Source organism: Streptococcus orisratti DSM 15617 (genome assembly GCF_000380105.1).
GTDB lineage: Bacteria > Bacillota > Bacilli > Lactobacillales > Streptococcaceae > Streptococcus > Streptococcus orisratti.
In genome coordinates this window covers 22252-38659 of record NZ_KB904463.1, presented here as the reverse complement: position 1 = coordinate 38659, position 16408 = coordinate 22252, and the positions used below count along the sequence as shown (strand labels likewise).

Below are 16408 nucleotides of genomic sequence, written 5' to 3'. Positions count from 1 at the left end.
CAAGCCTATCAAGGTTTTAGAGAAAAAATAATTTTCATACAGTCATCAAAATAGGGAAGTGACCTTGCTTTACACTAAAAATTTACATAAAAAGTGTATACAAAACCAACACCTTATTTTGTGATTTTTGAAATAAGGTGTTACAATAATATGGCATAAACAATTTTACTGATTTTGGGTTGAAGTATAATCGTAAAGTTTGTTATGCGTTATGAGGTAATACATTGTCCGAATGAGACGATGTATAGAGGCAATCGTGTGTGGCTTGGTTGAAGTCGTTTGCGATTGTCTTTTTCGTTTNTCATAAAAGTCTGCGATATGGCAAGGATTGGTGTGACTAGCTGAAGCGATATTGTGAATGCACTTGAACAGAATCTTTCTAGCGTAGGGATTGCCACGCTTGGTAATGTGTTCCTTAGCGAGGAAATTTCCAGATTCATAGTGTCTGAGATCAATCCCAATAAAGGCATTGATTTGATTGGCAGACTGAAAACGACGAATATCTCCAAGTTCACCAATGATGCTTGTTGCTGTTGTTTCCGCAATACCGGGAATAGAAAGCAGAATCTCATACTCAGGTAAGGGTTGAGCTAGTTCCACCATTTCGTCTAAGGCTGCTTGTCTCTGTTCAGAAAGTCTAAGCAATTCTTTTGTATAGTAACGGACTTCTTCCAGCATTGGAGAGGTTTTCTTGACGGCACAATAAGACTGATTGGCTAGTGCTGTCAGCTTCTCTGCTAAGTAAGCCACACGTTTGTCAGAAATCCGTTTTGAAGTGGACTGAAGGATGCTCTCCGAGAGCTCATCTTTGCCTACCTCAAGCACGAAGTCCTTGCAAGGAAACGCAGTAACTAAGTTCCAGTATTGTTCCCCAGTTGGTGTTGACAAGATAGTTTCCAATTCAGGGAAAGCGACCTGCAAGACCTTGTGCAGACGATTTTTGGCCCGAACAATGTCCTCAGTCAGATTCTGATAGAAACGGCTGAGATCCCGCAAGTTTTGGTAGACTTCTTCTTGGACATAAGTCGGTTTACGATTCAGCACAAATTGAGACCGAGCCAGTTTTTCAGCGTCAATTTGATCTGTTTTCCGCACACGCAAGCTCAAGCTATCCAGTTGCTTCTTAGCTTCCAAGGGATTAAGCCGTGTATAAGCATAGCCGTTATCTTCTAGAAAAGCTTGAAGACGACGAGAATAAACGCCTGTTGCTTCAAAGATGATTTCTGTCTTGTGGACGGTTTTCAAATCGCCAAGTAGCCGAGCAAAGCCAATGGTATCATTGGGCATGGTATAGCCATGAACCTTCTCGCCGTTGACTAGAATGTCCACTTCTGAACTTACCTTACTCATGTCAATCCCAAATACTACTCGCATGATATGACCTCTTTGTCTTGAATGATTCCTTGTTTTAGTGATGTCATTTTCAATACGCGACGTCTGGCGTCCCACATACTTTGATAACATTCTTCCTAAAACAGGTGTCTTGCCAGTTTTTGTTACGACGTCCAGCGCCTAGAGAGAACACGACTTAACAAGACACCTCTACTTTATCATAAAGAAAAAGTAGTGAGTACTTTCTCCCGTCGGAGATTTCTTCACTACTAATCTTAGTATGTTTTTGTAAGTTTGTAAGTAATATTTTATATCAATCATCTAATTACAGTTTTTTTACATTTTTTATTAATATTTCTGTATTGTCAATTAAAAATTTCCCATCATTATTACTAATAAACTCATTGATATATTTAAGAATACAAACATAGTGATTATAGTAAACGTTATATGTATTTACATCTAAACAGAAGTGAGTTAAAGCAAATTTAACATGGTCAGTTCGTTTAATATCGGTGAAATCTACGATTTTTGCTCTATTGGCATCAATTTTCTTTCCTAGAGCATATCTATTTGGAATTTCGTTATTATCACTATTATGAATGATACTATAGTCATTCATAATGGGTGTATTTACTTTAAAATTTTCAAAAAAATGTTCTCTATTAATAAAAAGATTATGGGATTTTAATTCCTTAATTAATTTAATAATGGGTACATACAGGTTTGTGTTAAACATATTAATAGAGGTGATTCTATCTAACTCGTTTGTTAATATTTTAATTTGCTCGTCATAGTTTGTAAATAAGTTAAAACCCAGCAATTCATGCGAAAGTAGTCTATTTATTTCTGTAGGAGTCATATTTAAAACATTAGTAATTGCTTCTAAAGAGCAGACAGTTTCACTTCCATATAAAACCTTTATAATTCTTGATATGATATTAATAAAGCATGAATAGATTTTTATACTATAAAAATCACTAACTTCTTGGACTTGTTCTAAAGTATAGTAATTCTTATCAATTATTTGTTTAAATATATCAGCTAACTTTTTTCTTGTTTCGGAAATATTGGATGTTTCATAAGTTAGAATTCGTCTATTACGTAAATCGAAAGGTAGTTCTGAAACATCTCCAAAATCAGAATTGAACACACAAATAACTCTATCCCACCCTAGACACTTTACTGCATATCCTAATTCAAATAATACGTTAGGGTTAGGAGTTCTTTTACCATTTAAATTACTGTTTATAATTGATATATCTGCTATAAATAAGCTACACTTATCAATTTTGGTTAATATTGAATCAACAATATCTGGACTACCTAGAACACCTTTTGTATCTCTGTCAATTTCAGTGATAAGAGAGTACGGAGAATCTTGGTTCATTTTTTTCAATGCTAATTTTATAGAATTCTCAATTAAATTTCTATTTGTTTTATTCGGTAAGTCAGATTGCCATGAAAAGAATATTGTAGTCATAAAAAGCTCCGATAGTTAATCAGTAGAATATTATTTGTGAATGAATTTGGTTAGCAATAACTACGATGTTTGAGTTCCTCATTTATTTTGATAATATAGAAAATTAATATGAGCAGAATGAGATGATATTCATACTCATATTGCTGAATAGAATCATAAATAGGTACTCCATGCAAATACTTATTTCTGATTCCCCAGCTATTGTCATATGATTTGTTATTTAGGACAAAATTCAAATAATTAATTTCTTGAATTGAAAATAAGGTATCCGAAAATATTAACCATCCATTATCAAGCATCCTATCAGCACTGAGCTTTTCAGATTCAGATAAAGATATACTATTAACAGAGCCATATAAGAATATTTTTTCTAAAAGACTTATTTGGGACATATCTTTAAAAGATATAACGCCTGTATCATTTTGGCAAATTCCAGCATCTATTAGTAGTTTTATGTAATCTATTTGATATTCATGAAAATTTGCATAACTCAAGCATTGTTGTGAAATTAATTCCTTAAAGTTGCTTCCTTTGTATTCCTCATTAATAAAATGAATAGGACTTTGGTCAGAGAATAATAAATTAACAATCTGTTGAATATTATTATCTGAATTATTCATTGAGAAGTATTTTCTTTTAGTAAAACTCTGCAAAGATTCAATTGAAGGAGTAGAGGTAATATTATATAAATTTACATCAATAAGCCCTTCTTCACTCAATAATTTGTATTGTTTTCTTAATGATTCTTCGATTCTAAAAAGTGTTGCTGTTTTATTTCCCGTTGTTTCTGAAATTGAAGGCACATCAAAATGTATCCAATCAATACCGTACTGATTAGTCAGAAAAATATCGAAAAACCAAGTAATGAAATCTTCAATTCTTAGACTGAATTTCTGTAGTATTTTTGATAAAGCAATCAGTTTCATCACGTATAGTTGATGCTTGACTGAAAAGTAAAAACCAAATTTATAGTGATTTCTAGTCGAAATGCCTAACGTTCTTTCAAGTATCCCCATCTCTAATTGAGGAAAGCTTGCTAATGCAAAAGTACCAACACTTGTGCTCAGTTCAAAGTCTTCACAAAAATAGTCTAATATATTTTGAAAATTATGTTTTTCAAAAAGTTTAGCACTATCTATAAAAGTTGATAATGTATATTCATATTGTTTTGGCCTAGCTCCACCTGTTGCGACTGCAATAGGATTATACAAACCTTTTTCAATTCCCTCAATATGAAGCTCCCCACTCTTTTTAATTGCGTAATAGTACGCTTCCTTCTTTGTATATACTCTAATATCAACTTGAATTCCAAAATCCTTATCATTAAAACTAGAATTAAATTCTTGAATTTTTTTGTCAATCAACAGTTTTTGTTTATCTGTAAGTTGAAAGTATCTATTCTTATCGAAACCTTTTATAGGGTTTCTTAAAATTTTTAAATAATTTATATTCACATCGGGGTCACAAATATATTTTTCAATTAAATCATTCCACTCTAAATTTGTGATATTACTTGGGATAACATTTTTACATGAATTTGAATCTACAAAATTATCGAGTAATATTTCAAGATGAGAGGGTGAACTCAGAAAAAATTGCTTAATGAAAGTAGGATACTTTTTTAGAAAATAGGTATTTTTTAAGAGATGACATAAATGTAGATTGGATTCTGTAAAATATTGCACAAACTCTACTTCACTAATTTTTTGACCATAGTTAAATAATGTAAATATCTCAAAAAAGTCTTCACGATAGTTATATTCGCTTTGTAGAAGTTTTATGTTATTTAAAATCTCATCTTTCGGAGCAGAACCAAAATAATTATTTTGTAGTTGAATCATCGAAGGAAGAGATTTCTTTATTTCTTCAATATAGCTTAGCGACCAGTCAATTGAAAAAACCTCATTTTCTATGAATTTGATAATATTATAAAATTCAAGGGCTTCCAAAAAAGAATTTAGGCTATAAGAATTCGATAAATAAGCATCTAAAATTTCTTGAATTCTTGGAAAATAGAAACCGATAGATAAGTCATTTACATCATAAAATTTTACTCTAGAAGTCATATATATTTTTTACATTTGAAAAATAAAATTACGTGCTATTAAAATACTTTGTACTTTTTATTATAAAAATCCCTCCAAAAATGTTGGTCAAAAAAATTTTTCAACTAACTTTTCGGGGGGATTTAGGGGGGAATCAAACGAAGATTCACCCTTTTTAGACTAGTTTGTTCCTGCTAAACTGCTGTAGAATCGCTATTTTGAAGGTAAATCAAGCCTCTCCATTATTCCCACTCAACTGTTGCCGGTGGTTTGCTGGTGATATCATAGACGATACGGTTGACGTGATCTACTTCGTTTACGATGCGGACGGAGACTTTTTGTAAGACATCCCAAGGAATACGAGCGAAATCAGCTGTCATACCATCAATAGAGGTAATTGCACGGATAGCAATAGTATAATCATAGGTGCGGCCATCACCCATAACACCGACAGAACGGACACCTGTATTGACTGTGAAATACTGCCAGATATCACGATCTAAGCCTGCTTTAGCAATTTCTTCACGCAAAATAGCATCAGATTCACGAACCGTCTCAAGTTTTTCAGCGGTAATCTCACCCATAACACGAATAGCAAGTCCAGGGCCTGGGAAAGGCTGACGCCAAACGATCTCATCGGGCATACCAAGAGCCGTTCCTAGAGTACGTACTTCATCCTTAAAGAGGGTATTGAGAGGTTCAATTAATTCAAACTGCATGTCTTCAGGAAGTCCACCAACGTTGTGGTGAGACTTGATGGTTTGAGCTGTTTCGGTACCAGATTCAATGACATCGGTGTAGAGGGTTCCTTGGGCCAGAAAGTCCACACCTTTCAGTTTACTTGCTTCATCATCAAAAACATAGACAAATTCATTACCAATGATTTTACGTTTTTTCTCAGGGTCGTCCACACCAGCAAGAAGATCCAAGAAACGTTTCGAAGCATCAACACGGATAATGTTAAGTCCGAACTTACCGCCAAGCATTTCCATAACCTGATCACCTTCTCCTTTACGGAGAAGTCCGTGGTCAACGAAGATACATGTCAATTGGTCACCAATAGCACGTTGAAGAAGGACACCAACAACTGAGGAATCAACTCCACCAGATAATCCAAGAAGAACCTTGCGAGTACCAACTTTTTCACGGATTTTTTTGATTTCCATATCTATAAAATTATCCATTGACCAGTCGCCACGTGCACCACAAATACTAAAGGCAAAGTTACGAAGAATATCATTTCCATAAACAGAATGTCTAACTTCTGGGTGGAACTGAATGCCATAAATATTTTTTTCAGTATTTTCAATAGCAGCATAAGGGCAATCACTAGAGTCACCGACAAGGCGGAAACCAGCAGGAATTTCAGTAACGGCATCACCATGGCTCATCAAGACAATTTGTTCCTCAGGTGTATTGGCAAAAAGTGTTGATTTTGAACGTAAATGTAGCGTTGATTGCCCGTACTCGCTACTACCTGTTTGTCCTGCCGGCACAACTTTACCTCCAAGCTTATCAGTTAAAAGCTGCATGCCATAACAGATTCCAAGAATTGGAATACCGAGTTCAAAAATGTTCTCGTCAATGCCAAAAGCGTCTTCAGAATAAACTGAGTTAGGCCCTCCAGACAATACAATACCAATTGGCTTGATAGCACGAATCTCATCTGCTGTAATTTTATGGCTTTTCAATTCAGAAAATACGCCAAATTCACGAATACGTCGAGCTATCAGTTGGTTGTACTGGCTACCATAATCTAGAACGATAATTTTTTGGACATCATTCAAAGTAGAATTATCAGTCATTGTTTTCCTTTCCTTCTAGGCTAGTTAAAAAAACTAACAGAGTCTAACTTATTTTAGCATACTTCAAAAGATTTTTCAGTATATTCTTGTATGAAATTAAAATTTTAGTTTTTGGCAGAAAGTGGATTCCTTTCAGAAAGTGAGAGCCTCTAAATAAAGTACTTTTTTCAGTTTTTTGCTATTGACAAAATAGTCAGAAAATTATACAATACCTACAAGTAAACATCGAAAGGAAAAAGTCAATGACATTCGCAAGTATGACAGTTTTACTATTGCGTAATGAGGGCTAATGCAAAGGCATTAGTCCTGTTTGGCTTACCAAGCGGGATAGAAAACATCTCGCTTGGGTTTCTGAGTGAGGTGTTTTTATTTTTTAATAAAATAATGAAAGAGGTCTTTTATGCGCAAAGTTGAATTTCTTGACACGACTCTCCGTGATGGAGAACAGACTCCTGGAGTAAATTTTTCAATCAAAGAAAAAGTTGCTATCGCAAAACAATTGGAAAAGTGGGGGATTTCTTCCATTGAGGCAGGCTTTCCTGCAGCAAGTCCAGATTCATTCGAAGCGGTAAAACAAATTTCAGCAGCTCTAACGACGACTGCAGTGTCAGGTTTAGCACGTTCAGTTAAATCAGATATCGATGCATGTTACGAGGCTATCAAAGATGCTAAATTCCCTCAATGTCACGTTTTTATCGCGACTAGCCCAATTCATCGTGAATATAAGCTAAAAAAGACCAAAGAAGAAATTCTTGAGATTATCAAAGAACATGTGACTTATGCTCGTGAGAAGTTTGAAGTGGTTGAATTTTCACCTGAAGATGCAACACGTACAGAATTAGATTATCTACTTGAGGTTGTCCAGACAGCAGTTGATGCTGGTGCGACCTACATCAATATTCCTGATACCGTCGGTTTTACAACGCCAGAAGAATATGGTTATATTTTCAAATATCTGATTGAAAATACCAAGTCTAATCGCAAGATTATTTTTAGTCCACATTGTCACAATGATCTTGGAATGGCGACTGCTAACACACTTGCTGCAATTAAAAACGGTGCGGGACGTGTGGAAGGAACTCTAAATGGGATTGGTGAGCGTGCGGGAAATGCTGCGCTTGAAGAAGTTGCAGTCGCTCTTAACATTCGCGAAGATTATTATCAAGCAACGTCAGATATTGTCCTCAATGAGACGGTTAATACTTCTGATATGGTATCGCGTTTCTCTGGAATTCCAGTGCCTAAGAATAAAGCAGTTGTAGGAGGGAATGCTTTCTCACATGAATCAGGTATCCATCAGGATGGGGTTCTTAAAAATCCTCTTACTTATGAAATCATTACGCCAGAATTGGTTGGAGTTAAGAAAAACTCTCTTCCTCTCGGAAAATTGTCAGGCCGTCATGCCTTCATTGAAAAACTCAAAGAACTGGAGTTGGCATTTGAAGAAAGTGAAGTCATCCCACTTTTTGCCAAGTTTAAAAAGTTGGCTGATAAAAAACATGAAATCACTGATGCTGATGTCAGAGCTCTCGTCGCAGGAAATGACATTGAAAATCCAGAAGGTTTCCATTTCAAAGATTTGAAACTAACTTCAAATGCTGATGAGACAGTGACAGCAGAAGTTTCTATGGTTAATAACGATGGTGAAGAAGTCAATGTTATTGCTAACGGCAAGGGTTCGGTTGAAGCGGCTTACAATGCTATTGATAAATTCTTCAATCAGACAGTGAAATTGCTAAGCTATACCATGGATGCTGTAACTGATGGAATCGACGCTCAAGCCCGCGTTGCTGTTTCTGTTGAAAATGTTGACACAGGGACTATTTTCAATGCTGCGGGTATTGACTTTGATGTCATGAAAGCAGGAGCTATCGCTTATGTCAATGCAAACGCTCTAGTTCAAAAAGAGAATGCGGGAGAGATTGGTAAAAGTGTTTCTTTCCGTGATGTTCCAAACGAATAGGATTAGGAAAAGAGGATAAGATGAAAAGAATCGTAACGCTAGCTGGTGATGGTATCGGACCAGAAATTATGGCCGCTGGTTTAGAAGTGCTCAATGTTGTTGCCCAAAAGGTTGGTTTTGAATATGAAACACAAGCTAAAGCTTTTGGTGGTGCAGGAATAGATGCCAGTGGACATCCCTTACCAGCTGATACCTTAGAGGCGGCTAAATCTGCAGATGCTATCTTGTTAGCAGCTATTGGTAGTCCGCAGTATGATAATGCTCCAGTTCGGCCGGAGCAAGGTCTACTGGCCATTCGAAAAGAGCTTAATCTTTTTGCTAATATTCGTCCTGTCCGTATTTTTGCTGCGTTGAAGCACTTGTCACCTCTCAGGCCTGAACGCATTGAAGGAGTTAACTTCGTTGTTGTTCGTGAGTTGACTGGTGGTATCTATTTTGGAGAACACATTTTGAACGAAGAATCTGCACGTGATATCAATGATTATTCAGCAGACGAGATTCGTCGTATCATGCGTAAAGCGTTTGAAATCGCACGTGGGCGAAATAAAAAAGTTACTAGCATTGATAAGCAAAATGTTTTAGCAACATCTAAACTTTGGCGCAAAGTAGCAGCAGAAGTAGCAAAAGAGTATCCAGATGTTACTTTGGAACACCAGTTAGTTGACAGTGCAGCAATGATTATGATTACTAATCCAGCACGTTTTGATGTCGTTGTGACTGAAAACTTATTTGGTGATATATTGTCTGACGAGTCATCTGTCTTGCCTGGTACCCTTGGAGTTATGCCATCTGCCAGTCATTCTGAAAATGGGCCAAGCCTTTACGAACCAATTCATGGCTCTGCACCAGATATCGCTGGTAAAGGTATTGCTAATCCAGTATCAATGATTTTGTCGGTAGCCATGATGTTACGTGAGAGCTTTGGAGAAAATGCTGGCGCTGAGATGATTGAAAATGCTGTTGACAAGACTTTAGCGCAAGGTGTTTTAACACGTGACTTAGGTGGACAAGCAGATACCGCAACAATGACAGCGGCTATTATTAAAAATCTATGAGTGTCAAAATAATACTTTATTTCTCCATAGTACTTTGGAATGGCATCGTTTTTACAAGTTATGGTATTGACAAAAACAAAGCTAGAAAGGGACAATGGAGAATTTCAGAGAGACTTCTACTACTAGAGAGTATATTTTTCGGTGGGTTAGGGGCTTTCTTGGCTGGACACCTATTTCATCATAAAACGAGAAAATGGTATTTTCAGTTGGTTTGGTATTTAGGAATCGTGATGACTTGTGTTTTAATGTATTTAATTTGGAGAATCTAATATGAGTGGAAAATCAATTTTTGATAAGCTTTGGGAGCGCCATGTAGTAACTGGTAAAGAAGGCGAACCTCAGCTAATGTATGTGGATCAGCATTATATCCACGAAGTAACCAGCCCACAAGCCTTTCAAGGCCTTCGTGATGCTGGACGAAAAGTACGTCGTCCTGATTTGACATTTGGGACAACAGACCATAATGTGCCGACCGTAGATATTTTTAATATCCGTGATTTGGTTTCAAAAAATCAAATTGATACACTCGCTCGCAATGTGGAAGAATTTGGTATTGACGCAGCGACTCATGGTACTGAACGTCAAGGAATTGTACATATGGTTGGACCTGAAACAGGCCGTAGTCAACCAGGTAAATTTGTTGTTTGCGGGGACAGTCATACGGCTACTCACGGAGCTTTTGGTGCGATTGCTTTTGGTATCGGGACATCAGAAGTGGAGCACGTTTTTGCCACACAATGTCTCTGGCAAGTTAAACCTAAAAAGATGAAGGTTGAATTTATTGGGACACCACAAAAAGGGGTTTACTCAAAAGACTTCATCCTCGCCTTAATTGCGCGTTACGGTGTGGACGCTGGTGTTGGTTATGCTGTTGAATACTGCGGTGAAGCTATTGATGCTCTGTCAATGGATGAACGAATGACTATTGCTAATATGTCCATTGAATTTGGCGCTAAGATGGGTCTGATGAACCCAGATCAAAAAACGTACGACTATGTTCAAGGTCGCCCTTGTGCTCCTAAAGACTTTGAAGCTGCTGTTGCAGACTGGAAGACATTGGTTTCAGACCCTGATGCTGAGTACGATAAGGTCATTACTATTGATGTATCAAAATTAGCACCGATGGTGACTTGGGGAACTAATCCAGAAATGGGTGTTGAATTCGATCAACCATTTCCAGAAATTAAGGATATGAACGATGAACGTGCTTACCATTACATGGATGTGAAACCTGGTGATAAGGCTGAAGATATTGATCTTGGTTACGTCTTTATTGGTTCTTGTACCAATGCCCGTCTGTCTGACCTCGAATTGGCCGCTAAATTTGTTAAAGGCAAACATATTGCACCGACGCTGACAGCTATCGTGGTACCGGGTTCTCGTCCTGTTAAGAAAGAAGCAGAGCGTCTTGGACTTGATAAAATCTTCTTAGATGCCGGCTTTGAATGGCGCGATCCGGGCTGCTCAATGTGTCTTGGTATGAACCCAGACCACGTGCCAGAAGGTGTTCACTGTGCCTCAACAAGTAACCGTAACTTTGAAGGACGTCAGGGATATGGAGCTCGTACCCATCTGTGCAGCCCTGCCATGGCAGCAGCGGCAGCTGTTGCTGGAAAATTTGTCGATGTTCGTCAAATGACAGAAGTTCAAGGATAGGGGGAAAGAAAATGGAAAAATTTACCGTTTATACAGGGAAGTCTGTCCCTTTGATGAATGACAATATTGATACCGACCAGCTCATTCCAAAGCAATTCCTAAAAGCCATCGATAAGAAGGGTTTTGGGAAGAATTTACTTTTTGAATGGCGTTACCTCAATGATGATTATGATGAAAATCCAGACTTTATCTTCAATAAACCAGAGTATCGGGATGCAACCATTCTGATTTCGGGGGATAATTTCGGTTCAGGCTCGTCACGTGAGCACGCAGCCTGGGCTCTGGAAGATTACGGTTTCCGCTGTGTGATTGCAGGCTCTTTTTCAGATATTCATTACAACAATGAGCTGAAAAATGGCATGCTTCCAATTGTTCAGCCACTTGATGTCCGTGAAAAATTAGCAGCTCTGCCAGCCGGTGAAGAAATTACTATTGATTTGCCCAATCAGCTGATTAAGTCGTCTGTGGGGGAATTTCCTTTTGATATTGACCATGAGTGGAAGCGTAAACTGGTCGAAGGGCTTGATGATATTGGCATTACGCTTCAATACGAAGAACTAATTGCGGCCTATGAAAAGCAACGCCCGGCTTACTGGCAGTAACAGTCAAAACCACTTTTTAAGTGGTTTTTTGCTACAAATGATAGGGGAAACGTATGACAAAATCGTTATCAGATATGACTCTGGAAGAACTCTTGCACTTGTTTCCAATCTTTCTTGTGCCGCCTAAGGAAGAATGGAAGGAGTGGTATCAAGAAGAGGAGAAGGCTCTCTTGCAGCTGCTTTCCAAGGGGGAAATCAGCTGCATTTCGCATATCGGCAGCACAGCTATTCCCGATATCTGGGCTAAAAATATTGTTGATATTTTATTAGAAGTCCCTGAAACAGCAGATTTACAATATTTCAAAAAGCAGTTGCTAAATGCTGGCTATTTGCTGATGTCTGAAGATGGAAATCAAATGTCCTTTAATAAGGGCTATACAGAAGCTGGTTTTGCCAAGAAAGTTTTTCATCTTCACTTACGTTACCAGGGTAATAATGATGAACTTTATTTTAGAGATTATTTAAGAGAACATCCGGAAGTTGCCAAAGACTATGAAGGGTTGAAACTTGCCTTATGGAAAGCATACGAGCATAACCGTGATGCTTATACAGATGCTAAGACAGATTTCATTAAGAAATACACGCAAGAAGCTAAGAAAGACTATAAGGGGAGGTATTGATGATAAGAGTCCTTGCTGTTTTTGTCGTTTTAGCAGTATCCTTTTACATCTTGCTCAAGTATCTCGTCAGCCAATCGAAACACCCATCAGGATTCATTGGCAGGAGCATGATGAAAATTTGGAATAAGGCCTACTTACCGATGGCACAGTGGGCTTTGTCTGTGCTTCCTCAAAAATCTTATGGGCATATCTTGGATATTGGGGTCGGCAATGGGGCATCAACAGCCTACCTTCACCAACTTTTTCCCCAGAGTCAGATCAAGGGCATAGATATTTCTGCGGAGGCTATTTCCCAAGCCCAGCAAGGTTATCCAGCTAGAAGGAGTAACTTTTGATGTCATGGATGTCAGTCAGCTGTTTTATCCTGAGGGCCGTTTTGAGCTTGTCTGCGCCTTTCAGACGCATTTTCATTGGCCGGATTTACAGCAGGCTCTATCTGAAATCAAGCGCGTGCTGTCAGATGATGGGCGGTTCATCATTGCTTGCGAGCAAAGTAAAGTGACTTATTATTTACCCGATTTGAAAGACAATAAAGAGTTTGCTGACTATTTGGATAAAATGGGCTTGCGTTTGCTAGATTGCCAAAAACAGGCAGCTTGGTTTTGTTATGTGATTGCAAAACACTCTGTTTGACCTTTGATGACTATGTTCAACTGGATTGAATTCATTGTCCAAGACTGATTTTAGGTGGTTTAAGAGATAGTGTAACTTTAGGAAAAGCCAGTCTTGAAATCGCTGAAAAGCTGGGCTATCCTTGCTACATGTACCCCGCTTTGGGACATTCTGCTTTATATGGAAGCCAAGGATTTTAATCAGCTGGTGCTAGATTTTTTAGAGAAAGAACGGATGCGATGTGCGTTTTACCCATTAAGTTCTTATTGCGTTTTTTAGATGATTGTAAAAGGAAATATTATTAGAGCTATGAATAAACAAAAGTGGATTATTTTATGGAGTAGCAGATTTATCATGTTGTCGGGAATTATTTGTTTATTGGAGTATTTTTGGGCTTTCTATGGTTTCCAGAATTATAGTGGTGTTTGGTATTACTATGTGGTACATCTGTTCTTAATTCTAATCACGACTTTTGGCGTTTTAATAGGTTTTTCAATTATTTCTGTGAAAGATGGGAAATTGATTGTTTATCGGATATTCAAAAAAAGGTATTCGAGACAGTGTGCATTAGTTTTGGACGTAAAAAAGAATTAGGGACAGGAGCACGCTCTATTTCCCATTATCCTATTTATTTGACGGGTACTGTTCTTCAGAAGGATGACCAAAAAGAAAGAAAAAGTATGATGCTTATTTGTGGATACATTAGTAATAAGGTTTTTAGTAAATTTTATAAAAAACAACTAGCGCCTATACTAAAAATTTTATCTAAGAGAGAAGATAGTGTGATTATAGATTGGGTATTTGTGAAAGTCGTTGAAGAGATAACTACGCTATTTGACGAATGATGATGCCTTTAAGTCTGGTTGGTTTTTCTGTTTTGCCACATGGGAGTTTCCTGTTGTGTGGGGCACTACTGAGTAGATAGTTGCTGTCCATGAAGATAGCTCAACTTGCTTAAATTAACCTTCTTTGAAAAGTAGGGATTTTCTTTTATCAGACATTTTGAGAGATTTTTTGTTATAATAGTCTTATGCAAAATCATGAAAAAATTTCAAATTATCAAATTCTTATTTCCCAAGCCCAAGCCATGTTTGCTAAGGAGACAAATCCTCTTGCAAATTTATCAAATGCTTCGGCCATGCTTAATATGACCTTGCCCAATTCCGTTTTTACAGGTTTTTATCTGTTTGATGGAGATGAGTTGATACTAGGGCCTTTTCAAGGTGGGGTATCTTGTGTCCATATTGCTCTAGGAAAGGGTGTTTGCGGGCAAGCTGCTGCTGAAAGGCAAACCTTGATAGTAGATGATGTGACCAAGCATGACAATTATATTTCCTGTGATTCCACAGCTATGTCAGAAATCGTAGTACCTATGGTTAAGAATGGTAAATTAATAGGTGTTTTAGACTTAGATTCTTGTTTGACGGGAGATTATGATGTCATTGATCAGGAATACCTTGAAAAGTTTGTAGCTGTGCTATTATCAAAAACAAATTTTAATTTTGATATGTTTGGGGTGGAATAATGTATCAAGCACTTTATCGAAAATACCGAAGTCAGGCTTTTGACGAGATGGTTGGGCAAGAAATTATTTCAACCACTTTAAAACAAGCGGTGGCTTCAGGAAAAATTAGTCACGCCTACCTCTTCTCAGGACCGCGTGGTACAGGAAAAACTAGTGCTGCTAAAATTTTTGCCAAGGCCATGAACTGTCCCAATCAAGTAGATGGTGAACCTTGCAATCATTGTGACATTTGCCGTGACATTACTAATGGCAGTCTGGAAGATGTCATCGAAATTGACGCTGCCTCAAACAACGGTGTTGATGAAATTCGCGACATTCGTGATAAGTCAACCTATGCCCCCAGCCGTGCGATTTATAAAGTTTATATCATTGATGAAGTCCATATGCTGTCAACAGGAGCTTTCAATGCCCTTTTAAAAACTTTGGAGGAGCCAACTGAGAATGTCGTTTTCATCCTAGCAACGACAGAATTACACAAAATCCCTGCGACTATCTTGTCGCGTGTGCAGCGTTTTGAATTTAAAGCTATAAAACAAAATGCGATTCAAAAACATTTGGCAACTATTCTTGATAAGGAAGAAATTAGTTACGATCAGGATGCACTTAACCTAATTGCTCGTCGCGCCGAAGGTGGTATGCGTGATGCCTTATCTATCTTGGATCAGGCACTTAGCCTTTCTGTAGGTAATCATATTTCTCTTAACGTTGCTGAGGAGATTACGGGAAGTATTTCTTTGGGAGCTCTAGATGATTATGTCAGCAGTATCATCGCTCACGAAACGACTCAAGCTTTAACAAATCTAGATGTGATTTTTGATTCGGGCAAGAGTATGAGCCGTTTTGCCACTGACTTATTAACCTATTTACGTGATTTATTGATTGTGCAGTCAGGTGGTGAGAATAACCACAGCAGTCCCATTTTTGAGGAAAATCTTTCTTTGAGTCAAGATTTGATTTTTAAGATGATTGATCTTGTTACAGAAGATTTGTTACAGATAAAAACGGCAGGACAGCCTAAAATTTATGCCGAAATGATGACCATTCAATTGTCGGAATTACACGCAGCTTCAGCGCCAGCTGATTTACCAGAAAACCTGGTTGGCCAATTGAGTCAGCTACAAGCTGAAATCAGTGAACTAAAAAAAGAAATAGCTTCGTTATCAAATGGATTTGTCCCTGCTAGTGCAAAGCCAGTTCAAGCTAAATCAAAATCAGGGTTCAAGTTCAAGGTTGATCGTCTTAAAGTGTTGACAATCATGGAAGAAACTGTGGTGGATAGCCAAAAATCGCGAGAATATTTAGATGCCTTAAAAGGCGCTTGGAATGAAATCCTAGATAGTATTTCAGCACAAGATCGAGCACTTTTGTTGGGTTCTGAACCTGTTTTAGCTAACAGTGAAAATGCTATTTTGGCATTTGATGCGGCCTTCAATGCTGAACAAGCTATGAAACGTTCAGATTTGAACGATGTTTTTGGCAATATCATGAGTAAGGCTGCTGGATTTTCTCCAAATATTATAGCCGTTCCACGCAAAGATTTTAATAGTATTCGTTCAGAATTTGCACAGAAAATGAAGACACAAAAGCAGGAGAATGTTCCTGAAGAAAATACAGACAAGCATTTTATTCCTGATGGATTTAATTTTTTAGCAGATAAAATTCAAACGGTCGAAGACTGAAGGCTAGCAAATGATTGTTTTCTGAATCTAA

The 16408-nt window shown here is 37.5% G+C and carries 13 protein-coding genes and 1 pseudogene; 10 read left to right on the top strand and 4 right to left on the bottom strand.

Annotation, left to right across the window (positions count from 1 at the left end):
- Nucleotides 1-165: 165 nt before the first annotated feature.
- The 4 genes from A3I7_RS0105085 to guaA all read right to left on the bottom strand — a co-directional run bounded on the left by A3I7_RS0105085 (nt 166) and on the right by guaA (nt 6665).
- Nucleotides 166-1374: an IS110 family RNA-guided transposase gene (locus A3I7_RS0105085; protein ID WP_018375701.1), complete on the bottom strand. Its 1209-nt coding sequence runs from the start codon at nt 1372-1374 to the stop codon at nt 166-168.
- A 283-nt stretch (nt 1375-1657) separates the two neighbouring features.
- Entirely contained in the window at nt 1658-2815 is a 1158-nt protein-coding gene (locus tag A3I7_RS0105080; RefSeq protein ID WP_018375700.1) for a hypothetical protein, read from the bottom strand.
- A 50-nt stretch (nt 2816-2865) separates the two neighbouring features.
- Entirely contained in the window at nt 2866-4881 is a 2016-nt protein-coding gene (locus A3I7_RS0105075) for a hypothetical protein (RefSeq protein WP_018375699.1), read from the bottom strand.
- Nucleotides 4882-5102: 221 nt separating this feature from the next.
- The gene (gene guaA, locus A3I7_RS0105070; RefSeq protein WP_018375698.1) at nt 5103-6665 is read right to left on the bottom strand and encodes a glutamine-hydrolyzing GMP synthase; all 1563 of its coding nucleotides are present in this window, start codon (nt 6663-6665) and stop codon (nt 5103-5105) included.
- A 400-nt stretch (nt 6666-7065) separates the two neighbouring features.
- Here guaA and A3I7_RS0105065 point away from each other — a divergent pair, with 400 nt between their 5' ends.
- The 10 genes and pseudogenes from A3I7_RS0105065 to dnaX all read left to right on the top strand — a co-directional run bounded on the left by A3I7_RS0105065 (nt 7066) and on the right by dnaX (nt 16377).
- On the top strand, nt 7066-8628 hold the full coding sequence (locus A3I7_RS0105065) for a 2-isopropylmalate synthase (protein ID WP_018375697.1): 1563 nt from the start codon (nt 7066-7068) through the stop codon (nt 8626-8628).
- A 20-nt stretch (nt 8629-8648) separates the two neighbouring features.
- Nucleotides 8649-9683 carry a 3-isopropylmalate dehydrogenase gene (leuB, locus tag A3I7_RS0105060; protein ID WP_018375696.1) on the top strand — a complete coding sequence of 345 codons (1035 nt, stop codon included), beginning with the start codon at nt 8649-8651 and terminating at the stop codon, nt 9681-9683.
- Nucleotides 9680-9952, top strand: coding sequence for a DUF1294 domain-containing protein (locus A3I7_RS0105055; RefSeq protein WP_018375695.1), 273 nt, complete (start codon nt 9680-9682; stop codon nt 9950-9952). Before leuB ends, A3I7_RS0105055 begins: the two co-directional genes overlap by 4 nt.
- Nucleotide 9953: 1 nt before the next feature.
- Nucleotides 9954-11339: a 3-isopropylmalate dehydratase large subunit gene (gene leuC, locus A3I7_RS0105050; protein WP_018375694.1), complete on the top strand. Its 1386-nt coding sequence runs from the start codon at nt 9954-9956 to the stop codon at nt 11337-11339.
- A gap of 11 nt (nt 11340-11350) precedes the next feature.
- A complete protein-coding gene (gene leuD / locus A3I7_RS0105045) occupies nt 11351-11941 on the top strand; it encodes a 3-isopropylmalate dehydratase small subunit (protein WP_018375693.1) in 591 nt (196 codons plus the stop codon).
- Between the two features lie 53 nt (nt 11942-11994).
- Entirely contained in the window at nt 11995-12561 is a 567-nt protein-coding gene (locus A3I7_RS0105040) for a GrpB family protein (protein WP_018375692.1), read from the top strand.
- Nucleotides 12561-13194, top strand: a pseudogene (locus tag A3I7_RS14785) (class I SAM-dependent methyltransferase). Before A3I7_RS0105040 ends, A3I7_RS14785 begins: the two are co-directional and overlap by 1 nt.
- Nucleotides 13195-13733: 539 nt before the next feature.
- Complete coding sequence (locus A3I7_RS14050) at nt 13734-14018, top strand: hypothetical protein (RefSeq protein WP_169333805.1); 285 nt, start codon at nt 13734-13736, stop codon at nt 14016-14018.
- Nucleotides 14019-14203: 185 nt separating this feature from the next.
- Nucleotides 14204-14698, top strand: a complete 495-nt coding sequence (locus A3I7_RS0105020) for a GAF domain-containing protein (protein ID WP_018375689.1) — start codon at nt 14204-14206, stop codon at nt 14696-14698.
- Complete coding sequence (gene dnaX, locus A3I7_RS0105015; RefSeq protein ID WP_018375688.1) at nt 14698-16377, top strand: DNA polymerase III subunit gamma/tau; 1680 nt, start codon at nt 14698-14700, stop codon at nt 16375-16377. Before A3I7_RS0105020 ends, dnaX begins: the two co-directional genes overlap by 1 nt.
- Nucleotides 16378-16408 lie beyond the last annotated feature (31 nt).